A 26,364-nucleotide genomic window follows, 5' to 3' on the forward strand; every position below is an offset into this window, starting at 1 on the left:
CCGCAGGCCTGGCTCTTCGGATTCCTTCCGATTTCGCCGTTTGCAGAGAGAGCGGCCGGTTTGGCACGGCTTATGCTGGGTGGACAGGCACAGGGGACCATTCCTCGCAGGAGCCAAGACCATGCAGAAGTTTGAAGCACTGGCGTTTACCGCCGGATTCGTTCTCACCGGTTTCCTCACGCTCGTGGCGCTGCCGTTTGCGTAAGGTCGGGCAAGTGTACGGCGGCGGACAGCGCGTGTCCGGAATCGGACAGTCCGCCGCCCGCCTGTTTCAGGGGGCAATGGAATGAGCGTTCTCAACCTTCGCGAACGAACCGCACGGCCGCAAAGTGGCGGCGGGATGGACCGCGTGGTCGAGCGCAAGGGTCTGGGCCTCCGGCTCAAGATCGCGATCGGCGTCGCCGCCGTCATCCTGCTTGCGATTCTGTTCTACCTGTTCGCGCCATCGGCCAACAGCCAGACGATCGAGGCCTCGCGGGTGACCGTTTCGGCCGCGCAGCGCGGTCGCTTCGACGATTTCCTCCCGCTGCGCGCCCGGGTCGTGCCGTCGCTTACCGTCTATCTCGATGCCGTCGAGGGCGGCCGCGTTGAGCGCGTGCTGGTCGAGGACGGCGCCGTGGTGCAGCAGGGACAGCTCCTCGCCGTCCTGTCCAACCCCGAGCTGCAGCTGAACGTCCTCGCCCGCCAGACCGAGGTGGCCGAGCAGATCAACAACATGCGCAGCCAGGAGCTGTCGCTCAACCAGACGCGGCTCGCGAACGAGCGCGCGGTGATCGAGGCCGATCTCGCGACCCAGACCGCGCGTCGCCAGTACCAGATGCAGCAGCCGCTCGCCGAGCGCGGCTTCGTGTCGCGGCGCGCGATCGACGACAGCCGCGATGCCTATGAATCCAACCGCCGGCGCAGCGATGTCCTGAGGCGCCAGCAGGCGATCGACGAGCGGCTCCAGTCCAGCCAGCTCGCGCAGCTGCGGGAATCGGCGACCTCGTTGAACCAGAGCCTCGACATCGCCCGCTCGAGCCTCGATTCGCTCAATCTGCGCGCGCCGGTCGGCGGCCAGCTCACGGCCTTCGAAATCCAGATCGGGCAGTCGCTGCAGCGCGGCGAACGGCTCGGCCAGATCGACAGCGCCGGGCGCAACAAGCTCCAGGCCGATGTCGACGAATTCTATCTCGGCCGCGTCTCGGTCGGCCAGATCGCGACCGCGGACGTCGCCGGCCACCCCTACCGGCTGCGAATCTCGAAAATCTATCCGCAGGTCCGCAACGGCGTGTTCCAGGTCGACCTCCAGTTCCTGGGTCAGGAGCCCGCCGACCTCCAGCGCGGCCAGACGGTGCAGATCCGCCTCACCCTCGGCGATCCGACGCCGGCATTGATGATCCCGAATGGGGCTTTCTATGACGAAACCGGCGGCAACTGGATTTTCGTCGTCGCCCCGGACGGGCGCAGCGCCGTCCGTCGCAACGTCCGGCTCGGCCGCCGCAACGCCGATTTCATCGAGGTGCTCAGCGGGCTCGATCCCGGCGAGCGCGTCATCACCTCCCCCTACACCGGCTTCGCCGAACGCGATCGGCTCAGCCTCAGCGGACAATGAAGGGAAAGCGAACATGCTGAGCATGCGGGAATTGTCGAAAGTCTATCGCACCGACATGGTCGAAACGACCGCGCTTGACGGCATCATGCTCGATGTCGCCGACGGCGAGTTCGTCGCCATCATGGGCCCGTCGGGCTGCGGCAAATCGACCCTGCTGAACGTCATCGGGATGCTCGATTCGCCGTCGAGCGGGTCCTATGTCTTCAACGGGACCGAGGTGGCGGGCCTGTCCGAATCGAAGCTCGCCGATTTCCGCAAGCGGAACATCGGCTTCATCTTCCAGTCGTTCAATCTCGTCGACGAGCTCTCCGTCCGCGAGAATATCGAGCTTGCGCTGCTCTACCACAACGTCCCCTTGGGCGAGCGGCGCACCCGGGTCGACGAGGTGATGGACAAGGTGGGTATCGCCCACCGCGCCAAGCACCGCCCGTCGCAATTGTCGGGCGGCCAGCAGCAGCGTGTCGCCGTGGCCCGGGCCCTTGTCGCAGCACCGAAGCTGATCCTCGCCGACGAACCGACGGGCAACCTCGACACCGCCCATGGCGAGGAGGTGATGAAGATGCTCCAGGCGCTGAACGGCGAAGGGGCGACCATCGTCATGGTGACCCATTCGCCCGCCCACGCCGATTATGCGGGGCGCGTCGTCAACATGCTCGACGGCCGCATCCTGCAGGAACACCGGCGCGCGGCCTGACTTTCGAACGAGGAGCCTGAAGCATGTGGCGTAACTATGTGACCGTTGGGGTCAGGGCGCTGGTCAAGAACAAGACCTATGCCTTCATCAACGTCTTCGGCCTCGCCATCGGCCTCGCCGCGTGCCTGATGCTGCTCATCTACGTGCGTTACGAGACGAGCTACGACCAATGGGTGCCCAATGCCGAGAACAGCTATCAGCTGCAGCTCGACAATACGAACCCGCAGACCGGCGAAGTCACCCAGCTGCAGATGACGTCCTACACGTCGGGCCAGCATTTCCGCGCGTCCTTCCCGCAGGTCGGGAATTCCGTCTACGTCTGGTCGAACGGGGCCACGGTGATCCGCAATGGCGAGGCGCTGTCGGTCGACGACGCGCTGCTCGTCGACAATCGCTTCTTCGATGTCCTGCAATTCCCGCTTGTCGAAGGCGATCCGAATCAGGCGCTCGCGCAGGCGGGATCGGTGGTGCTCACCCAGCGCGAGGCGCAGCGCCTGTTCGGCAGCGCGCGGGCGATGGGCCAGACGCTGACCGTGATGTGGGACGGGCGACCGGTCGACTATCGCGTCACCGGCATCGCCCGCGATCTGCCCCACAACAGCCATGTCGAATTCTCGATGCTGTTGCGTGTCGATCCGGCGACCGCCTTCACGACGACGCCGCAGATGCTGACGTCGTGGGGCTGGCAGTCGGGCTGGTTCTATTTCAATGTGCGCCCCGGCACCGACATCGCCGCGATGCAGGCGCAGATTCCGGCATGGAAGCGGCGCAACATTCCGGACGACCAGTTCGGCAACCGCACCGTCAACCAGGGCGACACCCAGGATTACCGCATCGTCAACATCCGCGACGTCCATCTGGGCGGCGCCAAGGTCGGCGCGATGACTCCGGTCAACGATCACCGCACGATCGCAACCTTCACGATCATCGCCTTCCTCATTCTCGGCATGGCCTGCGTCAATTTCACCAACCTTGCCACCGCGCGCGCCGGGCAGCGGGCCCGCGAGGTGGCGCTGCGCAAGGTGCTCGGCGCGACACGGCGGCAGCTCGTGACCCAGTTCCTCGCCGAATCCATCCTGATCGCCGCGATCGCGATGCTGCTCGCGCTCGCGCTGGTCGAGCTGCTCCTTCCGGCGCTCGCGCATTTCCTCGATGCCGATCTGGCGATGCGCTATTTCGGCGCGGACGGGATGCTGCTCCCCATACTGCTCCTCGTCATCCTGGTCGGCGCCGCGGGCGGCGTCTATCCCGCCTTCTACCTCAGCCGCTTCCAGCCCGCCCGGGTGCTGAAGGCGAACAAATCCTCGGCCGACGCGACCGGGTCAGGCGCCCTGCGCAACATCCTGGTCGTCGCCCAGTTCGCGGTTTCGATCGGCCTCATCATCTGCACCACCGTGGTCTATGCGCAGACCGTCTACGCGCGCTCGGTCGATCCCGGCTATCATCGCGACGGGATCATCCAGATCACCGGGATCGGGCGCCGCCAGTTCGTCGACCGCGCCGATTCGGTGATCGATGCGATCCGCCGGGTACCCGGCGTCGTCTCGGTCGCGCGCTCGACGATCGGCGTTTCCACCGGCAGCACCTCGCAGAGCGGGGTTGAGGTGGCGGGGCATCCGGATCCGGTTCTGATCGGCACCTATCAGGTCGATCCCGCCTTCTTCCGCACGATGGGGATCGATCTTGTCGCCGGGCGCCTTTTCGATCCCAATCGCGAGGCGGACAATCTCGACCAGCCCTATGTCGCGACGCCCGAAGCGCAGCGGGCGCTGGTCGCGCGCGGGCAGAATATCGTCGTGAACGAGCTCGCCGCGCGGCGGCTCGGCTTCAACAATCCCGCCGACGCCGTCGGTCACGTCGTGCGCGCATCCACCGTCGAGGACCAATATGGCCTGGTGCCGTCCCGAATCATCGGCGTGGTCAAGGATTCGCGCTTTCGCACGATCCGCCTGCCCGTCGAGCCGATCATGTTCGCGTGGGACGAGCGATCGACGACGACCCTGCTGGTCCGTCACGATGGCTCCGATCCTCGCGGCACACGCGAGCGGATCGAGCGGGTCTGGAAGCAGATGCTGTCCGACATGACGTTCCAGGCCGAATTCAGCGAGGAACGCAACGCCGCTCTCTATGCCGCCGACGAAGCGCGCGCCAAAGTGTTCGCGGGCTTCGCGGTCCTCGCCGTGGTCGTCGCCGCGCTCGGGCTGTTCGGTCTCGCCGCGTTCACCGCGGAACGGCGGACGAAGGAGATCGGAATCCGCAAGGTGCTCGGCGCCCGCACGCCCAACATCGTGCGCCTGCTTGCCTGGCAATTCTCCAAGCCGGTGGTGATCGCGAACCTCATCGCCTGGCCGATCGCCTGGTGGCTGATGCGCGGTTGGCTGAACACGTTCGACACGCGCATCGACCTTGGTCCGCTGCCGTTCCTGTTCGCCGGCCTGCTCGCCCTCGCCATCGCGATGGGAACGATTGCGGGACACGCCTTCAAGGTCGCGCGAGCCAATCCGATCCACGCGCTGAGATACGAATAGGCCGGGCTGTGGCAGAGGGAGTGGGGAGATGTGGCGCAACTATCTGACGGTCGGCCTGCGCTCGCTGATCAAGAACAAGACCTATGCGTTCATCAACATCTTCGGGCTCGCCATCGGTCTCGCGGCCTGCCTGATGATCCTGCTCTATGTCCGCTACGAGACCAGCTATGACCGCTGGATCCCGGACGGCGATCGAATCTTCCAGGTCCAGAGCTGGTACCGATCGTCCGAGACGGGCCGCGAGGACCAGTTCCAGATGACGCCCTATGCGGCCGGCAAGTCGCTGAAGGACAGTTTCCCGCAGATCGAGCAGGAGGTCTACGTCAACAACAACACGCCGGTCTTCTATCGTGACGGCCAGGCGACGGCGACCGAGAACTATCTGTGGGTGGACGGCAATTTCCTCGACGTCGTGCCCCTTCCCCTGCTTCGCGGCGACGCGCGCACCGCCCTGTCGCAGGTCAACAGCGCGGTGATGACCCAATCCGAAGCGCGGCGCCGCTTCGGCACCGACAATGTCGTCGGCCAGACGATGACGCTCATCACCCGCGGCCAGCGGCGCGACTTCCGGATCACAGGCATCCTGCGCGATCTTCCGCGCAACTCGCACTTCCGGATCGATGCGCTCGCGCGGATCGATTTCGTCGCCTACAATTCCGATCAGCCCAACGTACTGACCTGCTGGGGCTGCCAGAACGGCTGGGTCTATGTGAAGCTGCGTCCCGGTGCCGATGTCGGCGCGATCACCGCCGGCCTCCAGGCCTGGGAGCATCGCGTGATTCCCGACGAAAATGCGGGCGAGGCGCGTTTCAACGCCGGCGACGACCAGGACTGGCACTTCGTCAACCTGCAGGACATTCATCTCGGCCGCGCCCAGGCGGCAGCGATGGCGCCGGGCAACGATCGTTCGACCATCGTCACCTTCGCGATCGTCGCGCTGCTGATCCTCGGCATGGCGGTTGTCAACTTCACCAATCTCGCCACCGCCCGCGCCAGCCAGCGCGCCCGCGAGGTGGCGCTCCGGAAGACGTTGGGGGCGAGCCGGCGCCAGCTGATTGTCCAGTTCGTGGGCGAATCGGTGGTCATGGTCGGCGTCGCGATGCTGATCGCGCTCGCGCTCGTGGAGCTTACCATGCCCCTCTTCGCCGATTTCCTCGGCGCGGACATCCGCGTCCATTATCTGGGCAGCGATGGCATCGCACTGCCGGCCCTCATCCTGGTGGTCATCGTCGGGGTGATGGGCGGCCTCTACCCCGCTTTCTTCCTGTCGCGTTTCGAGCCTGCGGCGGTGCTGAAGGCGAACAAATCCTCGTCCGAGACGGCGGGGACCGGACGGCTGCGCAGCATCCTTGTCGTCGCCCAGTTCGCGGTTTCGATCGGCCTCATCATCTGCACCGCGGTCATCTACGGCCAGACCGTATACGCGCGCACGCTCGATCCCGGCTTCAATCGCAGCCACATCATGCAGATCGGCGAGCTTTCGCGCTATCAGCTGCTCGACAAGGGCCAGGCGCTGGAGGAACGGATGCGCCGCATTCCCGGCGTCGAGGCCGTGGGGCGGACGACGATCGGCGTCGCCACCGACAATAACAACAATACCGGCATCATGGTCCCCGGCCGGACCGAGCCGGTGACGATCGGCACCTACCAGGTCGACGAAGGCTTTTTCGCCGCGATGGGCCTCCGGCTGGTCGCCGGCCGATGGTTCGACGAGGGCCGTCCGCTCGACGACATGACCCTGCCTTACCCGTCCAACCCCGCGGCGGAGCGGGCGCTGGCGGCGCGCGGCGCCAATATCGTGATCAACGAGCTTGCGGCCCGGCGGCTCGGCTTCCGCAACCCGGCGGATGCCGTCGGCCATACCTACCGTGCCGCCCTGGTGGACAACGAAATCGGGCTGGTGCCGGTGACCGTGATCGGAGTCGTCGCCGACGCTCGCTTCCGTTCGGTGAAGCTTCCCGTCGATCCGATCATGTTCGGCAACGTGAACAGCGGCCATTCCCATCTGATCGTCCGCTTCCACGGCAATCCGGCCCAGGTGCGCGCAGCCGCCGCGCAGGTGTGGCGCGGCATCACCACGGAGGTTCCGTTCGACGCCGCCTTCAGCGACGATATCATGCTCAAGCTCTACAAGGCCGAGGACGCGCGTGCGCGGGCCTTTGCCGGCTTCGCCTTGCTCGCGATCGTCGTCGCCTGCCTCGGCCTCTTCGGCCTCGCGGCGTTCACCGCCGAGCGGCGAACCAAGGAAATCGGCATCAGGAAGGTGCTCGGTGCGCGCACCCGCGACATCGTCCGGCTTCTCGCCTGGCAGTTTTCCAAGCCGATCATCATCGCCAACCTGATCGCCTGGCCGGTCGCCTGGTGGATGATGCGAAGCTGGCTCAACGGCTTCGATGCGCGCATCGATCTCGGGCCGGCGCCATTCGTCCTTGCCGGACTTGTCGCGCTTGCCATCGCGATGGGAACGATCGCGGGCCACGCGCTGAAGGTCGCGCGCGCCAACCCCATCCTTGCGCTTCGTTACGAATAGGACCGACGATGAGCGACTTCATCCTTCCCGGCACCCTGCTCGCCGCGACCATCCTCGTGTGCGCGACCGCATTGCGCGCGTGGACGGCCTGGCTCGATTTGAGACGGCTGGAGATCGGCCGCTCTTCGCCCGGCGCCGAGGGCGAGACGGGGGTACGCATCGAGCTCGCCGACGTGCGCGAGCGGCTCCGCAAGCTGGAGGCGATCGCCGACGACGTCGAGCTTTAGGTTTGGCGCCGTGCCGGCCGTCAGTCGACGTGCGGGCTGACCGGCGGCGGATCGCTGGCCGGGAAGCTTTCGTCGACCGCCTGATCGACCTGGTCCCATTCGTTGGGCGGATCGCGCATCGCGTCGGGCCCGGCGGATCGCGTCGCGCCCGGGCTCGGCTCGCTCTTGCCGCTGGCATGGGCGACGGCGTCCAGCGCGTCGGGATCGCCGCGCCGCCCCCAGCGCCGGGCGACGAGCGCGGCGGCGAGCCCGGTTCCGGCCGCGACGCAGGCGGCGATCACTTTCTGGGTCTTGTTCAAGGCCATATCACGCTCCCTCGAAGCAGCGCACCGGCCCGGCGCTCGCGGAATCGGCGGCGGGGCTTGGGGCGCGGCGAATCCGTCCCTATTGTTCTCACAATTGCGGTTCAGGAACAATCGGCGCAGGGCGCGGTTCCCGGGCGGCGGCCAAAGCGCAACGGAGGCGATTGATGGGCGACATTCCGGCGGGCTTCGCGGCGATCCACCGGCACGGCTTCGTTCGCGTGGCCGCGGCGACGCCGCGCGCTTCCGCCGGGGACGTCGCCTTCAACGTCGACCAGGCGATCGCGCTTGCGCGCGAGGCGCATGAGCGAAAGGTCGATCTCGTCGTCTTTCCCGAGCTCAACCTCTCCTCCTATGCCGTCGACGACCTCTTCCTGCAGGACGCCTTTCTCGACGCGGTGGAGCAGGGGATCGCGCGCCTCGCCGCCGAGACCGCGAGGCTCGCGCCGGTGCTGCTGGTCGGGGCGCCGGTCAGGAAGACAGGGCGGCTCCACAATTGCGCGGTGGTCATGTCGAGAGGCGCGATCCTCGGCGTCGTGCCGAAGAGCTTCCTCCCCAATTACCGCGAATATTACGAGAAGCGCTGGTTCGCGTCGGGCCTTGGCCTCGACGGAGAGAAGATCGCGCTGGCCGGACAGAACGCGCCCTTCGGCCCCGACCTGCTCTTCGCCGCCGACGAGATTGCGGACTTCGTCTTCCATGTCGAGATTTGCGAGGATTTCTGGGCGCCGGCCCCGCCATCGACGCAGGGCGCGCTTGCCGGCGCGCTGATCCTCGCGAATCTCTCGGCATCGAACATCACCATCGGCAAGGCGGACGAGCGCGCCCTGCTGTGCGCCAGCCAGTCGGCACGCTGTGCCGCCGCCTATGTCTTTTCGGCCTCGGGGCCGGGCGAGAGCACGACCGATCTCGCCTGGGACGGGCAGGGATCAATCTACGAGCTTGGCGAGCTGCTCGCCGCCTCGTCGCGGTTCGAGGCCGATCCCGAGCTGTGCGTCGCCGATATCGACCTCCAGCGCCTGCGGCTCGAGCGGCTGCGCACCGGCACCTTCGCCGACGCCGCCCGCGCCGCCGGCTTTCCGGAAAAAGGGTTCCGCCGCATCGGCTTTTCCCACCCGCCGGCTGCTGGCGATATCGGGCTCGAACGGACGCTGCGCCGCTTTCCCTATGTTCCCAACCGCCCCGAGCAGCTCGACCAGGATTGCTACGAGGCGTTCAACATCCAGGTCCAGGGCCTGGCCCGGCGGTTCCAGGCGACCAACGGCCGCCGGCTCGTCATCGGCGTGTCGGGCGGCCTCGATTCCACCCACGCGCTCATCGTCGCCGCCAAGGCCTGCGACACGCTCGGGCTGGATCGAAGCGCGATCCTCGGATTCACCATGCCGGGCTTTGCGACCGGCGAGGCGAGCAAGGCCAATGCCCACGCGCTGATGAAGACGCTGGGCGTCACGGCGGCCGAAATCGACATCCGCCCCGCCGCCCGCCAGATGCTCGCCGACATGGGCCACCCCTTCGCCGGTGGGGAGCCGGTCTATGACGTGACGTTCGAGAACGTGCAGGCGGGGCTTCGCACCGACTATCTCTTCCGGCTCGCCAACCAGCATGACGGCTTCGTCGTCGGCACCGGCGACCTGTCCGAGATCGCGCTCGGCTGGTCCACCTACGGCGTCGGCGACCAGATGAGCCATTACGGCGTCAATGCCGGCGTGCCCAAGACATTGATCCAGTATCTGATCCGCTGGGCGATCCGCACCGGCCAGTTCGATCCCGAGACCGACAAGGTGCTCCGGTCGATCCTTGACGCCAAGATCACGCCGGAGCTGGTGCCCGGCGCCGACGCGGAGGGGACCGAGGAGCGGATCGGCCCCTATGAGCTGCACGATTTCTTCCTCTACCACATCCTGCGCAGCGGCCAGCCGCCGTCCAAGGTGGCCTTCCTCGCCTGGCAGGCCTGGCGGGACAAAGGCGCGCATCTGTGGCCGCACGATTATCCCGAAGCGCTGAAGCGCGACTACGACCTCGCGACGATCCGCAAATGGCTGGAGGTCTTCCTCTTCCGGTTCTTCCAGATCTCGCAGTTCAAGCGCAGCGCCAGCCCCAATGCCCCGAAGGTCTCCTCGGGCGGCGCGCTCTCCCCGCGCGGCGACTGGCGCGCGCCGAGCGACGGCACTGCGGCGCCCTGGCTGGACGAGCTGAAGGCGGCGTTCGACGAATGATTCCGCTCGGGACGCACATCCGGGACCACGGCCGAAGCTAGAGCGGCAATTCGAGCTCCTGCACCGGCGGCGCGCCGACCTTCGTGTCGAGCTTCGACAAAGTGAGCCCCATCAGCCGCACGCCCTTCGCCACCGGAAGCAGCGTGCGCAGCAGCGCGCAGCCGATCTCCAGGAACTCCGCGCGGCCGTGCACCGGGCGATCAAGCGTGCGGGCCCGCGAGACGATCTGGAAGTCGCGATATTTGACCTTGAGGGTGACGGTGCGGCCGGAAAGGCCCTTGTCCGTCACCCGGCGCCAGACGGTCTGGCTGATCCGGTCGAGCTCGGCGACGAGGTCCGCCTCGTCGCTCAGGTCGTCGAAGAAGGTGTCCTCCGCGCCGATCGACTTGTAGGGCCGGTCCGGCCGCACCTGCCGGTGGCAGATGCCGCGCGCGAGATCGTGGAAATATTGGCCGCTGCTTCCGAAATTGTGCTGCAGGAAGGCGAGGCTCTGCGCGCGCAGATCGGACCCGGTCTCGATTCCGAGCCGGGCCATCTTCTCCGCCGTACGCGGCCCGACGCCATGGAATCGCGAAACCGGGAGTCCCGCGACGAACGCCTCGCCCTTGCCCGGCGGGATGACGCACAGGCCGTCGGGCTTGTTCTGGTCGCTGGCGAGCTTGGCGAGGAATTTGTTGTAGGAGACGCCGGCGCTCGCGGTGAGGCCCGTTTCAGCGCGGATGCGCGCGCGAATCTCCTCCGCGATGCGCGTGGCGACGCCGATGCCCTTCAAATCCTCGGTGACGTCGAGATAGGCCTCGTCGAGGCTGAGCGGCTCGACGAGCGGCGTATAGTCGAGGAAGATCGCCCGGATCTGCTGCGAGACCGCGCGATAGGCGTCGAATCGCGGCTTCACGAAGACGAGGTCGGGACAGCGGCGGAGCGCGGTGACCGATGGCATGGCCGAGCGGACGCCATAACGGCGCGCCTCGTAGCTCGCCGCGGCGACGACACCGCGGTGCATGCCGCCCACCGCAACCGGCTTTCCCCTGAGCGCAGGATCGTCGCGCTGCTCGACCGAGGCGTAGAAGGCATCCATGTCGACATGGATGATCTTGCGGACAGGCGAGCTTTCGGGCACGGCGTTCACGCTTTGTGCCTATAGCGGACGCCGCGCCACGGCACAGTCCCAAAATGACGCGGCGACACGTGCGGCGCCATGGCGTCAACCGCGCGCGATGCGCTAAAGGCGGAGGGTTATGCCGAGGGGAACGAGGGACGGCATCCTGATCGCCGGTGGCGGCGTCGCAGGATGCCTCGCGGCGCTGGCGATGGCGCGCCTGCGGCCGGACGTGCCGCTGCTGATCGTCGAGGAGCAGGCGCGATTCGGCGGCCCCGGCGCACAGATTCTGTGCCTCGATGGTCTGGACGAGGCAGCCCGTGCGCTTGGCGAAGCCGCCGCGACGGCGGCCTGGCCGGGCCTTTATCTCGCCCTCCCCGGCAAAAGCCGGAAGCTCAAGGCGCCGCTCGCCTGCATCGGCGGCGATGGGCTCCACGCGATCATGGTCGAGACACTGCGGCCCGACCAGTATCTGCTCGGCACGAAGGTGGTCGCCTTGCGCGACGATGCGCTCGTCCTCGATGGCGGCGAGACGATCAAGGCCGAAGGCGCGATCGACGCCCGGGGCGCCGCCAACCTGTCGATGCTCGAATTGCTCTACGAGGCGCGGACGGAGCGGGAGGTTGAGCTGGCCGCGCCGCACGGCGTGGATCGACCTGTGCTGATCGATGCCACGGTGCCGCGGGCCGGTCCGGGCCATATCGAGGTCACACCCGTTGGCGATCGAGCGCTCCGCATCGCCGATATCGTGTCATCAGAGCGGGCGCAGGGCGATGCCGAGGCGGGCGCGCGGATCGATTCCTATCTTGCGGCGCGCGGCTGGCGCGTTGTCGAGGTGCTGGCGGAGCGCACGCTGTCGCGGCCGCTGCCGATCGGCGGCGACTTCGCCGCCTTCTGGCGCATCGGCGGCGCGCGGGTCGCCAGGCTCGGGCTGCGAGGCGGCTTCCTGGATCCCCTGAACGGGACGACCGCAGCCGACGCCCTTCGCAACGGCGCCCTGCTCGCGCGGCAGCGGGACTTTTCCGGCGCCGCGCTTCACGACCTGTTCGAGGCCTCCGCGCGGCAAGCCTGGCGCCGCCGCGAACCGCGCCGGGCGATCAATGCGGCGATCGCGGCCGCCCCGCCCGAGACCCGCCTCGCGCTGTTCGACCGCCTCTACGGGCTCGATGCCGGGACGGTGACACGGCTGCTGTCCGAGCGGACGGGCCTTGCGGACCGGATGCGGATCCAGCGCGCGCTGCGCGGCTGAACTGCGCGCGGACCCAGTTCATCCGCCGTTCAGCCCCACTCGTGTGACAATGTAACATTGTCGCATGGAGGGAGGGACGCATGCGTGCATTGGCTTTCGCGACCGTCACCGCGCTGTTGCTGAGCGGGCTTCCGCCGGCCCCGCCACCACCGCTTGCCGCGCAGAGCGCGGAACGGGCCGCCGCGATCGACGATCCGGACATGCTGTGCCGTCCCTTCCTCGCGGGCGGGGACGACCCGGATCGCTATGCGGCTGGCCGCGGGCGGTCAGGACGCGCGACGGGTTTCGTGCCTTCGGCGCCGCCACCACCACCGCCATCGATGGTTCTCCCCCAAGCCAGGGTGACTGGGACGCGGCCGTCCCAGCCAGGCCTCGTTGCGGGCAGCCCGATACGGCAATTGGAGGATCGCGAGCGTTATCGGGGCGAGGCGGTGGCCAACGTTCAGGCCGTTGCCGACGCGCCGGTTTCGACCTTCTCGATCGATGTCGACACCGGCTCCTACGCCAATGTCCGGCGGATGCTGAACGCCGGGCGGATGCCGCCGGCAGCCGCGGTGCGGACCGAGGAGATGCTCAATTACTTCCGCTACGATTATCCGCGTCCCGAGGATCGGTCGCGGCCGTTCAGCATCACCACGGACATGACGACCACCCCGTGGAATGCGAATACGCGGCTGCTGCGCGTCGGGCTTCGCGGCTATGATCTGCCGCGCGCGGGACGCCCCCCGGCCAATCTGGTCTTCCTGGTCGATACGTCGGGATCGATGTGGAGCCGCGACAAGCTGCCGCTCGTCCAGTGCGCGCTTGCCCTGCTCGCCCACCAGCTCGGCCCGCGCGATCGGGTTTCGATCGTCGCCTATGCCGGCTCGGCCGGCCTCGTCCTCGCGCCCACCAACGATCGGGGTGCGATCCTCAATGCCCTGAAGCGAATGGAGGCCGGCGGATCGACCGCGGGCGCGGCCGGCATCGAGCTCGCCTACCGCATCGCCCGCCAGAGCATGATCGAGGGCGGGGTCAACCGCGTCCTTCTCGCCACCGACGGCGATTTCAATGTCGGCGTCTCGAACAGCGATGCGCTGGTCAACATGGTCGAGCGCGAGCGCGAGTCCGGGATCACGCTGACCACGCTCGGCTTCGGCACCGGCAATTACAACGAGGCGATGATGGAGCAGATCGCCGATCACGGAAACGGCAACTACGCCTATATCGACAGCCCCCGCGAGGCGCAGAAGGTGCTTCAGGACGAGCTGTCGGCAACGCTCTTCACGATCGCCAGGGACGTGAAGATCCAGGTCGAGTTCAACCCGGCCTATGTGAGCGAATATCGGCTGATCGGCTATGAGAACCGGGCGCTTCGGGAGGAGGATTTTTCAAACGACGCGGTCGATGCCGGCGATATCGGTGCCGGCCACCAGGTGACCGCGCTTTACGAGATCGTGCCGGCGGGGTCGCAGGGCTGGCTGCCCGACCGCCGCTACGCCGCGAACCGGCGTGCCGAGGGCGAGGGCGTCGGCAATGACGAGGCCGCGTTCCTGCGGCTCCGCTACAAGCTGCCGGGCGAGGAACGATCGCGGCTGATCGAGCAGCCGGTGCGCGCGAGCCTGATCCGGTCCGCCCGCGCGCCGGCGGGAGACAGCGCTTTCGCCGCCGCCGTCGCGGCCTATGGCCAGCTGTTGCGCGGAGACACCAATTTGGGCGGCTTCACCTTCGCCGATGCACGATCGCTCGCCGCCCGCAATGCCGGCGACAATTACTGGCGGCGGGAATTCCTGCAGCTCGCCGAACTGGCGCAGCGGCACGGGTCAGCCGACCGGGATCGGTAGCCCGGCCGCCGGCGGCTTCAGGACCAGTCCTGCGTGACCGCCGCGGCGGGCGCCGGCTCATCGACGACCAGGATGAGGCGGTTGGCGTGATCGCTATACTGGGTGACGATGTTGATCCCCGCATCGCCCAGCGCGGCGGCGATCCGGCCGAGCTCACCCGCCCGCTCCTGATCGAGCCGGCGGATCAGGACCTCGCGAACGCCGGCCACGCGAAGCCCTGCCGCTTCGGCGGCACGGCGCGCGCCTTCGCCGTCCTCCACCAGGAAATGGGCCTGGCCGACGCCGTCCACCGTGAACACGCCGCCACCCTCCAGGCTGACCCCGGCGCCGCCGAGCGCGCGCCCGAAGCGGGCGAGAGCGCCGGGCTCGTCGGGCAGGAGGACGTGGATGTCGTACATGCGGGTCAGACGTCCAGGTTCGCCACGTTCAGCGCATTTTCCTGGATGAAGTCACGGCGCGGCTCCACCACGTCGCCCATCAGGCGGGTGAAAATCTCGTCGGCCACGTCGGCCTGGGCGACTTCCACCTTGAGCATGGCCCGGTTTTCGGGATCGAGCGTGGTCTCCCACAGCTGCTCGGCGTTCATCTCGCCGAGGCCCTTGTAGCGCTGGACGCTGAGCCCCTTGCGGCCGGCCGCGAGGATCGCCTCCAGGAGCTCGGTCGGCCGCGTGACGAGCGCGCCCCTTGGATCGGGAGCCTGGGTCTTCACGGCGCCGCCCTCATTCTCCTCCGCCTCCTCGGCCTCCTCGGTCTGGACCGACGAGGATTTGAGCGGGACCAGGCGGGCGATATCGGCATAAGTCGCGGCTTCGGGCACGACCAGACCGTGGAGCTTGCGCGCCTCGGCCGAGACCAGGAACTTGTGGTCGATCACGTGATGATCGGTAACGCCGCGCCACAGCCGGCGCAGGATATAATCGCCGCCCTCGCCCTCCTCGGCGGTCCAGCGCCCTTCGTCGTCGACCGCGTTCAGCCATTCCTGGGTCAGCGCCAGCGCATCGGCGCCTTGCTCGGGATTGAGCGCGCCGGTCAGCGCCAGCGCCTCGATGAGCCCGGGATCGTAGCGTCGCGGCACATAGGCCATCAACGCGCGAACGCGGCGGGCATGCTCGGCAAGCGCCCGCAGGTCCTCGCCGGACCGGGGGCCCTGCGCGGTTTCGAGCGCGCTCAAGCCGACGCCGGCATCGATCAGATAGTCGTCGAGCGCCGCATTGTCCTTGAGATAGACCTCGGACCGGCCCTTGGCGACTTTGTAGAGCGGCGGCTGGGCGATGTAGAGATGGCCGCGCGCGATGATCTCCGGCATCTGCCGGTAGAAGAAGGTGAGCAGCAGCGTGCGGATATGCGCGCCATCGACATCGGCGTCGGTCATGATGACGATCTTGTGGTAGCGCAGCTTGTCGATGTTGAAATCGTCGCGGCCGATGCCGGTGCCCATCGCCTGGATGAGCGTGCCGACCTCTTTCGACGAGAGCATCCGATCGAAGCGGGCGCGCTCGACGTTCAGGATCTTGCCCTTGAGCGGCAGGATCGCCTGGTAGTGACGGTCGCGGCCCTGCTTGGCCGAGCCGCCGGCGCTGTCGCCCTCGACCAGGAACAACTCGGACTTGGCCGGGTCCTTCTCCTGGCAGTCGGCGAGCTTGCCGGGGAGCGAGGCGATGCCCATCACGCTCTTGCGGCTCGCCTCGCGCGCCTTGCGGGCGGCCTCGCGCGCCGCGGCTGCATCGATGATCTTCTGGATGATCGTGCGGGCATGGCCGGGATTTTCCTCGAGCCATTCGGACAGCTTGTCCGCCATCAGACTTTCGAGAGGCTGGCGGACCTCGGAGCTCACCAGCTTGTCCTTGGTCTGGGACCCGAACTTGGGATCGGGGAGCTTCACCGACACGATCGCGGTCAGGCCCTCGCGCATGTCCTCGCCCGTCAGGCTCACCTTCTCCTTCTTCATCATGCCGGACTTGTCGGCATAATTGTTGAGGGTGCGGGTGAGCGCGGCGCGGAAGGCGGCAAGGTGCGTGCCGCCGTCGCGCTGCGGGATGTTGTTGGTGAAGCAGAGGACCTGCTCGTAATAGCTGTCGTTCCACTCCAGCGCGACATCGATGCCGATATCGTCGCGCTGCCCGCTGACGGCGATCGGCTCGGGGATGAGCGGCGTCTTGGCGCGATCGAGATATTTCACGAAGGCCGCGATCCCGCCCTCGTAATAAAGCTCGTGGGAGACCTCCTCCTCATGCCGGGCGTCGGTCAGGATCAGGCGGACGCCTGAATTGAGGAAGGCGAGCTCGCGATAGCGGTGCTCGAGCTTCTCGAAATCGAATTCGGTGATCTTGAAGGTGGCGGGGCTGGGCAGGAAGGTGACCCTGGTCCCCTTTTTCTCGCCCGCCGGGCCGACGACCTTCAGCGGCGCGACGGCATCGCCATGGCGGAAGCGCATATAATGCTCCTCGCCGTCCCGCCAGATGGTGAGATCGAGCCATTCGCTGAGCGCGTTCACCACCGAGACGCCGACGCCGTGCAGGCCGCCGGAGACCTTGTAGGCATTGTCGTCGGACGTGTTCTCGAACTTACCGCCGGCATGGAGCTGGGTCATGATGACCTCGGCCGCCGACACGCCTTCCTCGGGGTGGATGCCGGTCGGGATGCCGCGACCATTGTCCTCGACGCTGACCGATCCGTCGGCGTTGAGGGTGATGCGGATGAGGTCGCAATGCCCAGCCAGCGCCTCGTCGATCGCATTGTCGGAGACCTCGAACACCATGTGGTGGAGGCCCGACCCGTCGTCGGTGTCGCCGATATACATGCCGGGCCGCTTGCGGACCGCATCGAGGCCTTTCAGCACCTTGATGGATTCGGCGCCGTAGCTGCTTTCATTGGGGGAGGATGCCATGTCGATTATATAGGGAATCGCACCCCGAAACCCAAGGAAAAACGCGCGATTGGCCGCTGCCTGCACGGCTTGCCTGCCGACCGTTCGCGGGCCAAGATCGAAGCGCTCAGGGGAGGTCCCGCTGATGATTCGCTCGTTGTTCGCCGCCGCCCTTATCCTCGCCGCGCCGGCCGCGGCACAGAGGGGGGCGCGAACGGCGGCGGTGGGCCAGCATATCGACTGGTCGGCCGAACGTGATCCACGACCCGTCACCTATCGGGCGGGCGGCTTCACCCTCGCCATGCGCCCGCAAACGGGGGAGGGGGAGTCCTCGGACATGCAGCACCTCTCCCTCACCGTCTCGATGCCCGGAATGGCGCCGGTGACGGTGGACGGCAATGATACGTCGCCGCGCTACGAACATCGCGTCACGGTCGCCGATTGGGACGCCCACAGGCGCTATGTCCTGTTCCAGAGCTTTTCGGGCGGCGCCCATTGCTGCACGTCGATCAAAGCGATCGTCCCCGAAGGCGGGGCGCTCCATGTCTTCGACCTTGGCGAGCATGACGGCGACTATCTCGACGCATTGCCGCGCGACATCGACGGCGACGGGACGATCGACTTCGTCTTCCGTGACGGTGCTTTCCTTTATGCCTTCTCCAGCTATGCCGAGAGCTACCCGCCGCCGCAGGTGTGGAATATCGTCGACGGCCGGCTTGTCGACGTCTCCAGCCGTCCGGGATTCCGCCCGCTGTTCGAGGAGGCGATCCGCGACGCACGCAATTTCTGCCTCCATCCGGAAGGCGACATCAACCCGAATGGCGTCTGCGCCGGCTATGTCGCGATGGCCGCCCGGCTCGGCCGGTTCGACGCTGCCTGGGCGGAGATGCTGCGGGCCTACAGGCGCGACGTCGACTGGGATCTGCCGCCGGGATGCCGCCGGGTCATGCCGGAGAACGAGGCCTGCCCGGACGCCGACCAGATCCGCTATCCTGATTACCCGGAGGCGCTCAGGCACTTCCTGATCGACCTGCATTATATCGAACGCTGAGGTGGTTGCGTCCGGCCAGACCGAGGTCCGGATGCGGATCGTCATCGAAAATCCGGTTCCCGGCGTCGCGCACAGCCTTCAGGCGAAGGACGGCGGTCCGCTCGACCCAAAGGCATCGGCCGCCGGCGGTCCGATCGCCTTCGATTTTGCGATCCGCATCGCGCCCGGGCCGAAATTCTTCGGCGACCAGGTCCGCCGCGAGGGACCGGCGCGGCGCTTCGTCTATGTGCGGATCGGGCAGCTGGCCGGCGATCCGGCGTCGCCCTGGAACCGGCGGATGAAGATCGACATCCACGACATTCCAGCTCCCCTGCTCGACAAGGCACGTGCGGGCGCGACGATCGTCGGCACGATCGACGGCACCGCCAAGGATGGAAGCCCCGCCTGCGCGACGATCCGGCCGGTGCGATGGCGCGTCGTCTAGATTTGCGCCTGCGTTCGACATAGATGCCCGTCATGCAAAACCCGGTCCGGCGTGACGACGGCGCGGCGCCGATGACCGCGCCGTTGGCGATCCTCCACGACACCTTCGGCTTCGCCGCCTTTCGCGGCGTGCAGGAAAAGGTGATCGATCGAGTCATGGCGGGGCGGCACACGCTCGCCGTGATGCCGACCGGGGCCGGCAAATCGCTTTGCTACCAGGTGCCGGCGCTGGCGCGCACGGGCACCGCGATCGTCATCTCGCCGCTCATCGCTCTCATGCACGACCAGATCCGCGCCGCTGAAGGCTTCGGCCTGCGCGCGGCGGCGTTGACGTCCGCCGACGCCAATCGCGAGGAGACGATCGCGCGGCTCCGCGCCGGCGAACTCGATCTGCTCTACGCGGCGCCCGAGCGTGCGTCCGGCGACGGATTCCAGAGCCTGCTTGCGCGCGTCCCCATCGCCTTGTTCGCGATCGACGAGGCGCATTGCGTCTCCGAATGGGGGCATGATTTCCGGCCCGATTACCGGCTGCTGCGGCCCCTGCTCGACAGTCGGCCGAAGGTGCCGCGGCTTGCGCTCACCGCGACCGCCGATCATCACACCCGCGCCGACATATTGAAGCAGCTCGGCATCCCCGACGACGGCCTGATCGTCGCCGGATTCGATCGGCCGAACATCCGCTATGCGATCAGCCCGCGCACCAACGGGCCGAAGCAGATCGCCGAATTGATCGCCGCGCAGCCGGGGCCGGGCATCGTCTACGCGCCGACCCGCAATGCGGTCGAGAAGCTCGTCGAAAAGCTCGGCGCGCGCGGACGGCCGGTGCGCGCTTATCATGCCGGGCTCGATCCCGACACGCGGCGACGCAACCAGGCCGCTTTCGTCGAATCCGAGGACATGGTGATCGTCGCGACGGTCGCCTTCGGCATGGGCATCGACAAGCCCGACGTGCGCTTCGTCGCCCATGCCGGCATCCCCAAGTCGATCGAGGCTTATTATCAGGAGACAGGGCGAGCGGGGCGCGATGGCGATCCGGCGGTTGCCCATCTCTTCTGGGGTGCGAGCGATTTCGCGCTCGCGCGGCAGCGGATCGGCGAGGTCGAGGACAGCCGCCAGGCCGGGGAGCGGGCCCGGCTCGATGCCCTTGCCCGGCTCGTCGAGACGCCCGGATGCCGCCGCGCGATCCTGCTTCGCCATTTCGGCGAGGACCCGCCGGAGCGCTGCGGCAATTGCGACAACTGCCTCAGCGCTCCCGACGTGATCGATGCCACCGAGCTTGCCCGCAAGCTGCTCTCGGCGGTCTATCGCACCGGTCAGTCCTTCGGCGTCGGTCATCTCGAAAAGGTGCTGACCGGCGGCAGCGACGAGCGGGTGGAGAAGCTCGGTCACGACCGGCTGTCGGTCTTCGGCATCGTCGGCGCCGACGAGGCGCGGTTGATCCGCCCCGTCGCGCGGGCGCTCCAGGCGCGCGGCAGCCTCGCCGCCACCGAACATGGCGGGATGAAGCTCGCCGGCGATGCGCGGGAGATATTGAAGGGCGAGAAGGGCCTGGAGATCGTCGCTCCGCCGCCACGGGGCCGACGCCGGCGCGCCGAACGCACCGACAACCCGATCGGCGACCCGCTGTTCGATGCGCTGCGCGCGCGACGGCGTGAGCTTGCAGCCCAAGCCGGCGTGCCGCCCTATGTGATCTTCCACGATTCGACGCTTCGCGAGATGGCCGAATCGAAACCGACGACGCTCGACGCGCTCTCGCGCCTCGGCGGCGTCGGCGCCGCCAAGCTCGATCGTTACGGCGCGGCGTTCGTCGGGGTCATCCGGGGTTTCGAATGAAGGAAGGAACGGGAATGTTCGTCGCGCTCGAGGACAAGGTGTTCGTATCGCGCCAGATCGCGCCAGGCGACGTCGCCGATGCGGCGCGGGCGGGAATCGCGACGATCGTCAACAACCGCCCCGACGGCGAGGCGGCCGGCCAGCCTTCGGGTGCCGAGATCGAGGCGGCGGCGAGGGCCGCCGGGCTCGCCTATGTCCATATTCCGGTCGCGGGCGGATTTTCCGAGGCGCAGGTCGCGGCGATGGCGGAGGCGCTCGACGCCGGATCCGGCCCCGTGCTCGCCTTCTGCGCGAGCGGGACGCGATCGACCTATTTGTGGGCGCTTGCCCGCGCCCGTGCCGGGGCGGACGCGGATGGGCTCATCGCCAGGGCCCGGGCGGCGGGCTATGATCTGACGGCGCTTCGTCCGTATCTGGTTCGCTGAGCACCGCCCGCGCCTCGGCAAGATCGTCCTCGTCGACCATCAGCCGCACCGGCACCACGCCGAGATCGAAGCCGCCCCAGTTCATGTTCGTATCGAACAGGACGGACATGATCCCCGCCGCCTCGAGCCGGCCGCGCGCCAGCGCCGCCTCGAACCCGGTGAAGAACTTCGCGGCTTCGACCAGTGCCACGGCTACCAGGGAAAGACGTCGCCGGCCGCCGTCTCGATCGCGGTCGGCTTGCGGCCGAGGACCGCATTGCGATGGGGGAAGCGGCCGAACCGTTCGATCACGTCGTGGTGCAGCCGCGCATATTTGAGCAATTCGGGATCGCCGAGCGCGGTGAAGAGAAGCAGCGACTGGCGCTGGTCGGCGCGATCCTCGCTATGCTCGAACGGCATGTAGAGGAAACCGCGCCGCTGTGACGCCATGCCGTCGTCATAGCCGCGCTCGATCGCCCCCTTCGCCACCGCGAGCGCGAGCGGATCGGTCGAGAATTGATCGGCATGGCCGCGGAACATGTTGCGTGGGAACTGATCGAACAGGATGACGGCGGCGAGCGCGTGATCGGCCGAGCCGAGCAGTTCCGCGGGCGTGCGATCGCGCTCGGCACGCCACAGCGGCTCGAACCTCTCGCGGATCTCGGCATCGAAAGCGGGCGAGCCGCGCCACCAATCGTCCCAGCTCTTCGAGAACCAGAAATCCAGCACCTCGCGCGTCCAGGGCAGGCTCATGCGGCCGTGCCGCCGACGGTGAGCCCCTCGACCAGCAGCGTCGGCTGGCCGACACCGGCGGGGACGGATTGCCCCCCCTTGCCGCAGATGCCGACGCCTTCGTCCAGCGCCATGTCGTCGCCGATCGCCGCGACGCGGGTGAGCACGCTCGGCCCGTCGCCGATCAGGGTCGCGCCCTTGAGCGGGGCGCCGAGCCGGCCATTCTCGATCGCATAGGCTTCGGTGCAGGAGAAGACGAACTTGCCGCTCGTGATGTCGACCTGGCCACCGCCGAAGCTCTTCGCATAGATGCCATTCTTCGCGCGGGCGAGGATCTCGCCCGGATCGTCCCTGCCGCCGAGCATGAAGGTGTTCGTCATGCGCGGCATCGGCGCATAGGCGAAATTCTCGCGGCGGCCGTTGCCGGTGGGCGCCACGCCCATCAGCCGCGCGTTCATCCGATCCTGGATATAGCCCTTGAGGATGCCGTCCTCGATCAGGACGTTGCGCTGCGTCGGCGTGCCCTCGTCGTCGATGGTGAGGGAGCCGCGCCGGCCTTCGATCGATCCGTCGTCGATGACGGTGACGCCGGGCGCGGCGACCCGCTCGCCGATGCGGCCGGAAAAGGCGCTGGTCCCCTTGCGGTTGAAATCGCCTTCGAGGCCGTGGCCGACCGCCTCGTGCAGAAGCACGCCGGGCCAGCCCGGGCCGAGCACCACCGTCATCTCGCCGGCCGGCGCGGCGACCGAATCGAGATTGGTCAGCGCCTGGGCGAGCGCGATGTCGATGGCGCGGTTCCAGCGCGCCGGATCGAACAGGTCGTCATAGAGCCAACGCCCGCCGAGCCCATGATAGCCGCTCTCGCGCCTGCCATTCTGCTCGACGACGATCTGGACGTTGAGCCGCACCAGCGGGCGCACGTCGTGGGCGACGAAGCCGTCCGGGCGGACGATCTCGACGACGCTCCAGCTGCCCGCCAGCATCACCGACACCTGGACGACGCGCGGATCGCGCGCGCGGGCGGCGGCGTCGATCTCCTGGCAGAGCGCGACCTTCCTCGCGAACGGCACGAGGCTCAGCGGATCGGCGTCGGTGTAGAGCCGCGCATTGGTGCGCCGCGGCGGTGGCTGGCGGCCTGCCTTCGCCGGATCGAGCAGCTGCATCGTCTCGGCGGCGCGGCGGATCGCCGCCTCGCTCAGCTCGTTCGCCTGGGCGAAAGCGGTCGTCTCGCCCGATACGCCGCGCAGGCCGAAACCCGCCTGGCTGTTGAAATCGGCGGTCTTGAGGCGGCCGTCATCGAACCCGAAGCTCTCCGAGGCGATATATTGCAGGTAGAGCTCGCCATCGTCGCAGCCCTTCAGCGCGTCGGCGGTGAGACGAAGCGCCGCATCGGGATCGAGTCCGTCGGGGCGGTAGAGGAAGCGGCGGGGATCGGAGGTCATGTCCGCAATATAGGGCGATCGGGCGGCCGGTAAACCGCGCCGCGCCCGTCAGACGCTCGCGCCGGCCGGATGATCGGGAAGTTTCGACTGGTCCGCGCCGTCCGCCGGACCGCCGATCAGGACGAAGCGCCGGTCGCAATAGCCGCAATCCACATAGCCCTTCTCGTCGATCTGGAGAAAGACGCGCGGGTGGCCGAGCGCGGGCGAAATATCGGTCGCGCCGTCACAGACGCAGCGGGTGCTGTCGGTGCGGACGATCTCGGGCTGGAACGGGTCGGTGGCGGCCATGCGCGATCCTCTAGCAACCCGCCGCGGGGCGGACAATCCGCTTCGCGCGGCGCCCGCGAGGCGCTATGCGCCCTCTCCATGACCGAAGCTGCAATCTCGATCCGCGATCTCCAGAAAACCTATGAGGGCGGCAAGCGCGCGCTCGACGGCGTCACGCTCGACGTGCCGCGCGGCGAGATTTTCGGGCTGCTCGGCCCCAATGGCGCCGGCAAGTCCACGATGATCAACATCCTCGCCGGACTGGTGATGAAAAGCGGCGGCAGCGCCTCGATCTGGGGCTTCGACATCGACGCCCATCCGCGCAATGCGAAGCGATCGATCGGCATCGTGCCGCAGGAGATCCTGTTCGATCCCTTCTTCACGCCGCGAGAGGCGCTCGAAATCCAGGCCGGGCTCTACGGAATCCCGAAGGCCGACCGGCGGACGGAGGCGCTGCTGAAGGCGGTGCATCTCGAGGACAAGGCCGACGCTTACGCCCGAACGCTTTCGGGCGGCATGAAGCGCCGGCTGCTCGTCGCCAAGGCGATGGTCCATTCCCCGCCGATCCTCGTCCTCGACGAGCCGACCGCCGGCGTCGATGTGGAGCTTCGCCAGCAATTGTGGGATTATGTGCGCTCGCTCCATGCCCAGGGCGTCACCATCGTCCTCACCACCCATTATCTCGAGGAAGCGCAGGAGCTGTGCGACCGGATCGCGATCATCAACCATGGCCGGTTGATCGCCAATCAGCCGACACGCGATCTCCTCGCCCTGGCGCAGGAAAAGGTCGTGGAGGTCGTTGTCGACCGCGATATCGCGACCGCACCGGAAAATCTCTGCTTCGACAAGATCGAACTGGCCGGCGAGCGGACGCTGACCATTACCTATCGCAAGGACAGGGTGAACGCCGGCGACGTGCTCGCCGCGCTTCAGCGCGAGGGCCTCGGTGTGGTCGACGTCTCGACGCGCGAGGCGGATCTCGAGGACGTATTCCTGAACCTGACCCGCGCCACGCCGGCATAAGGCGCGCACAGGCGGGCGGCGCGAAGAGAGGGGATTGCGCGATGCCGAAGATCGACCTTGCCCGCGTTCCCGAGCGCAAGGGCACCGGCTATCCGGCGCCGTTCGACCGGCCGAGCCGCGACCGCATCCGCCAGCGGATCGGCGACGCCGGCGGTTTGACCGGCTTCGGCGTCAACCTGACGCGGCTGCCTCCCGGCAACTGGTCGAGCCAGCGCCATTGGCATTCGCACGACGACGAGTTCGTTTTCGTGCTGGAGGGCGAGGTCACGCTGATCGAGGATGCGGGGGAAACGGTCCTGCGCGCCGGCGCGTGCGCGGCCTTTCCGAAGAATTCGGGCGACGGCCATCACCTCGTCAACCGATCGGACAGGGATGCGGTCTATCTGGAGATCGGCGGACGCGTGGCGGAAGATGTCACCATCTGCTCCGACATCGACATGATGAGCACGAACGCCGATGGCCGCTTCGTGCACAAGGACGGCACGCCCTATCCCGAGCGCGCCTGAGCCTCAGCGCGGGCGCAAGGGACTGGTCTCGCGCCATGCGGGCGGCGCGTCGGCATCGGCGACCCGCTCGACCAAGGCATAATAGAAGCGGTTGAAATCGGCGGCGGCGGTCCAGTCGATCGGTTGCTGCGGGTCGTCCTGCGGGCGATGATAGCCGGTGCGGTACCATTGCCGGTAGATTCGCTCGCTCTGCGTTCCGGGGCGAAAGCCGAAGACGAAGTTCACCGCCGGCACCCCGGCCTGCATGAAATTCCAGTGATCCGAGCGGCGCAGGAGGTTGCGCTCGGGCTCCGGATCGTTCTGCACCGCGAAGCCCAGCGTCGCGGCGATCGCGCGCGCGTCGGCGCCCAGGCTTGAATCGTCGAGGCCGTGGACGGTCAGCAGCTCGAGCGGGAAGATCGGGCGGAGCTGATCGAGATTGATGTCGGCGGCGAAATGCGGTGCGGTGGCCGGCCGGTGCGCGACCAGCCATTTCGAGCCGAGCAGCCCCTTTTCCTCGCCCGTCACCGCGGCGACCAGCAGCGGCCGGCGAAAGCCGTGGCCGTGGCGCCGCTCGATCATATGGACGATGAGCGCGACATAGGCCGCATCATCGAGCGTGCCGTTGTAGAGCCGGTCGCCATCGACCGCCCGGCCATAGCCATAGCCGTCGAGATGGGCGGTGAGGACGATCGGTTGATCGGCCAGCGCCGGATCGGTGCCCGGAAAGAGGCCGATCACATTCTTCGATGAATAGGTGCGACGCGCCAGCGTGAAGCGCGCGGTGAACCGGCCCGGCGCGTCGAAGGAGGGGAGCGCCCGGCCCGACGCGCCGTCCGCGATCAGCGCCGACGCGTCGCGACCGCTCCCCGCCAGCATGGCGCCGAGCGCGTCGGCATTGAGCGCGAAGCTCGGCAGGGACGGCTGCGGGCGCGTCTCGCCGGCGATCCAGACGCTGCGCGCATAGGCGAAGGGCCAGCGCGGCGGTTCGACGGTGAAGCCGGGATCGGCGATCACCGCGACCGCGGCGGCGCCGGCCCGGACCAGGGCCGCGGTGCGCTGTGCGGGGGCGGGCATCCCCTCGCGGCGCGAGCCGTGGCAGATCACCAGCTTGCCGCGCACGTCGCCGAGCGCATCGCTCGCGCAATAGCCGCGATAGGCGATCGGGAGATCGAGCGGTGCGCCAACGCTTTCGGGCGTGACCGTGATGTCCTGAAGAAAATCGAGCGGGCGGCCGTCGACGGCGATCGCGGCGTCGCGGACCGCCAGTTCCTCAAGCGGCACGGTCTGGAACCAGCCGCCGCCATCGCCGGCCGGCCGTACGCCCGCCGCGGCCAGCCGCTGCGCAACCAGCGCGGCCGCACGGTCGTACCCCGCCGAGCCGGTGTCGCGCCCCTCCATGCCGTCGTCGGAGAGCGCGACTGCGATCCGCCACCATGTCTCGGTATCCGCGTCACGCGTCGGCGCGGCCGCGACAAGGCTCGCCAGAAGCAGCGGAAGCAAAAGGATTTTCATCGGATCGGCCTCCCGGCTGGCGCTATAGCATGATGGGCTGCGCTGCCCAGCCCGGCCCGCA

At 67.8% G+C, this 26,364-nt stretch carries 23 protein-coding genes; 14 read left to right on the forward strand and 9 right to left on the reverse strand.

What is annotated here, in order from left to right; all coding sequences use genetic code 11:
• The first annotated feature begins 286 nt into the window (after positions 1–286).
• The 5 genes from FRZ32_RS05695 to FRZ32_RS05715 are packed head-to-tail and all read left to right on the forward strand — an operon-like array spanning position 287 to position 7,573.
• Positions 287–1,594 (forward strand): efflux RND transporter periplasmic adaptor subunit, encoded by a 1,308-nt coding sequence (locus tag FRZ32_RS05695; RefSeq protein WP_147042611.1) that lies wholly within the window; start codon positions 287–289, stop codon positions 1,592–1,594.
• A gap of 13 nt (positions 1,595–1,607) precedes the next feature.
• A complete protein-coding gene (locus FRZ32_RS05700; RefSeq protein WP_147042612.1) occupies positions 1,608–2,288 on the forward strand; it encodes an ABC transporter ATP-binding protein in 681 nt (226 codons plus the stop codon).
• Positions 2,289–2,311: 23 nt separating this feature from the next.
• Entirely contained in the window at positions 2,312–4,816 is a 2,505-nt protein-coding gene (locus tag FRZ32_RS05705; protein ID WP_147042613.1) for an ABC transporter permease, read from the forward strand.
• Between the two features lie 28 nt (positions 4,817–4,844).
• Positions 4,845–7,346: an ABC transporter permease gene (locus tag FRZ32_RS05710; RefSeq protein ID WP_147042614.1), complete on the forward strand. Its 2,502-nt coding sequence runs from the start codon at positions 4,845–4,847 to the stop codon at positions 7,344–7,346.
• Between the two features lie 8 nt (positions 7,347–7,354).
• Complete coding sequence (locus tag FRZ32_RS05715; RefSeq protein ID WP_147042615.1) at positions 7,355–7,573, forward strand: hypothetical protein; 219 nt, start codon at positions 7,355–7,357, stop codon at positions 7,571–7,573.
• A gap of 20 nt (positions 7,574–7,593) precedes the next feature.
• Here the strand turns inward: FRZ32_RS05715 and FRZ32_RS05720 are convergent, their stop codons facing one another.
• Positions 7,594–7,878, reverse strand: coding sequence for a hypothetical protein (locus FRZ32_RS05720; protein WP_147042616.1), 285 nt, complete (start codon positions 7,876–7,878; stop codon positions 7,594–7,596).
• Positions 7,879–8,042: 164 nt separating this feature from the next.
• Between FRZ32_RS05720 and FRZ32_RS05725 the strand changes: the two genes are divergently transcribed.
• Positions 8,043–10,091: an NAD(+) synthase gene (locus FRZ32_RS05725; protein WP_147042617.1), complete on the forward strand. Its 2,049-nt coding sequence runs from the start codon at positions 8,043–8,045 to the stop codon at positions 10,089–10,091.
• Positions 10,092–10,128: 37 nt separating this feature from the next.
• Here the strand turns inward: FRZ32_RS05725 and dinB are convergent, their stop codons facing one another.
• Positions 10,129–11,220 (reverse strand): DNA polymerase IV, encoded by a 1,092-nt coding sequence (gene dinB, locus FRZ32_RS05730; protein WP_205008244.1) that lies wholly within the window; start codon positions 11,218–11,220, stop codon positions 10,129–10,131.
• Between the two features lie 109 nt (positions 11,221–11,329).
• On the opposite strand from dinB, the gene FRZ32_RS05735 reads away from it, so the two are divergent.
• Together FRZ32_RS05735 and FRZ32_RS05740 are read left to right on the forward strand one after the other, a co-directional pair.
• Positions 11,330–12,439, forward strand: a complete 1,110-nt coding sequence (locus FRZ32_RS05735; RefSeq protein ID WP_147042618.1) for a lycopene cyclase family protein — start codon at positions 11,330–11,332, stop codon at positions 12,437–12,439.
• Between the two features lie 80 nt (positions 12,440–12,519).
• Complete coding sequence (locus FRZ32_RS05740; RefSeq protein WP_243445204.1) at positions 12,520–14,262, forward strand: vWA domain-containing protein; 1,743 nt, start codon at positions 12,520–12,522, stop codon at positions 14,260–14,262.
• Between the two features lie 17 nt (positions 14,263–14,279).
• Here the strand turns inward: FRZ32_RS05740 and FRZ32_RS05745 are convergent, their stop codons facing one another.
• Both FRZ32_RS05745 and gyrB read right to left on the reverse strand, forming a co-directional pair.
• Complete coding sequence (locus FRZ32_RS05745) at positions 14,280–14,660, reverse strand: amino acid-binding protein (RefSeq protein WP_147042619.1); 381 nt, start codon at positions 14,658–14,660, stop codon at positions 14,280–14,282.
• Between the two features lie 5 nt (positions 14,661–14,665).
• Positions 14,666–17,149 carry a DNA topoisomerase (ATP-hydrolyzing) subunit B gene (gene gyrB, locus FRZ32_RS05750; RefSeq protein ID WP_147042620.1) on the reverse strand — a complete coding sequence of 828 codons (2,484 nt, stop codon included), beginning with the start codon at positions 17,147–17,149 and terminating at the stop codon, positions 14,666–14,668.
• A 124-nt stretch (positions 17,150–17,273) separates the two neighbouring features.
• Here gyrB and FRZ32_RS05755 point away from each other — a divergent pair, with 124 nt between their 5' ends.
• From FRZ32_RS05755 to FRZ32_RS05770, 4 genes are read left to right on the forward strand one after another with little or no spacing between them, the layout of a single operon-like run.
• A complete protein-coding gene (locus tag FRZ32_RS05755) occupies positions 17,274–18,179 on the forward strand; it encodes a hypothetical protein (RefSeq protein ID WP_147042621.1) in 906 nt (301 codons plus the stop codon).
• 1 nt (position 18,180) lies between these two features.
• Positions 18,181–18,603 (forward strand): DUF5990 family protein, encoded by a 423-nt coding sequence (locus FRZ32_RS05760; RefSeq protein WP_147042622.1) that lies wholly within the window; start codon positions 18,181–18,183, stop codon positions 18,601–18,603.
• A 32-nt stretch (positions 18,604–18,635) separates the two neighbouring features.
• Entirely contained in the window at positions 18,636–20,435 is a 1,800-nt protein-coding gene (recQ, locus tag FRZ32_RS05765; protein ID WP_424141283.1) for a DNA helicase RecQ, read from the forward strand.
• 14 nt (positions 20,436–20,449) lie between these two features.
• Positions 20,450–20,860, forward strand: coding sequence for a protein tyrosine phosphatase family protein (locus tag FRZ32_RS05770; RefSeq protein ID WP_147042623.1), 411 nt, complete (start codon positions 20,450–20,452; stop codon positions 20,858–20,860).
• Here FRZ32_RS05770 and FRZ32_RS05775 read toward each other — a convergent pair.
• Genes FRZ32_RS05775 through FRZ32_RS05790 form a run of 4 tightly spaced genes read right to left on the reverse strand, consistent with a single transcriptional unit; the run spans position 20,796 to position 23,301 of the window.
• Entirely contained in the window at positions 20,796–21,050 is a 255-nt protein-coding gene (locus tag FRZ32_RS05775; RefSeq protein ID WP_147042624.1) for a putative signal transducing protein, read from the reverse strand. The two genes, FRZ32_RS05770 and FRZ32_RS05775, sit on opposite strands and share 65 nt — an antisense overlap.
• Before the next feature lie 2 nt (positions 21,051–21,052).
• Positions 21,053–21,592, reverse strand: coding sequence for a DUF924 family protein (locus FRZ32_RS05780; RefSeq protein WP_147042625.1), 540 nt, complete (start codon positions 21,590–21,592; stop codon positions 21,053–21,055).
• Positions 21,589–23,013 (reverse strand): metalloprotease TldD, encoded by a 1,425-nt coding sequence (gene tldD / locus FRZ32_RS05785; protein ID WP_147042626.1) that lies wholly within the window; start codon positions 23,011–23,013, stop codon positions 21,589–21,591. The genes FRZ32_RS05780 and tldD overlap by 4 nt, the downstream gene beginning before the upstream one ends.
• 48 nt (positions 23,014–23,061) lie before the next feature.
• A complete protein-coding gene (locus FRZ32_RS05790) occupies positions 23,062–23,301 on the reverse strand; it encodes a zinc-finger domain-containing protein (protein ID WP_147042627.1) in 240 nt (79 codons plus the stop codon).
• 78 nt (positions 23,302–23,379) lie between these two features.
• Between FRZ32_RS05790 and FRZ32_RS05795 the strand changes: the two genes are divergently transcribed.
• Together FRZ32_RS05795 and FRZ32_RS05800 are read left to right on the forward strand one after the other, a co-directional pair.
• Positions 23,380–24,303 (forward strand): ABC transporter ATP-binding protein, encoded by a 924-nt coding sequence (locus FRZ32_RS05795; RefSeq protein ID WP_147042628.1) that lies wholly within the window; start codon positions 23,380–23,382, stop codon positions 24,301–24,303.
• A gap of 41 nt (positions 24,304–24,344) precedes the next feature.
• Positions 24,345–24,809 carry a cupin domain-containing protein gene (locus FRZ32_RS05800; RefSeq protein ID WP_147042629.1) on the forward strand — a complete coding sequence of 155 codons (465 nt, stop codon included), beginning with the start codon at positions 24,345–24,347 and terminating at the stop codon, positions 24,807–24,809.
• A gap of 3 nt (positions 24,810–24,812) precedes the next feature.
• On the opposite strand, the gene FRZ32_RS05805 is transcribed toward FRZ32_RS05800, so the two are convergent.
• Positions 24,813–26,303 (reverse strand): M28 family peptidase, encoded by a 1,491-nt coding sequence (locus tag FRZ32_RS05805; RefSeq protein WP_147042630.1) that lies wholly within the window; start codon positions 26,301–26,303, stop codon positions 24,813–24,815.
• Positions 26,304–26,364: the final 61 nt, after the last annotated feature.

It is taken from the genome of Sphingosinicella ginsenosidimutans (genome assembly GCF_007995055.1).
In the GTDB taxonomy this organism is placed as follows: domain Bacteria; phylum Pseudomonadota; class Alphaproteobacteria; order Sphingomonadales; family Sphingomonadaceae; genus Allosphingosinicella; species Allosphingosinicella ginsenosidimutans.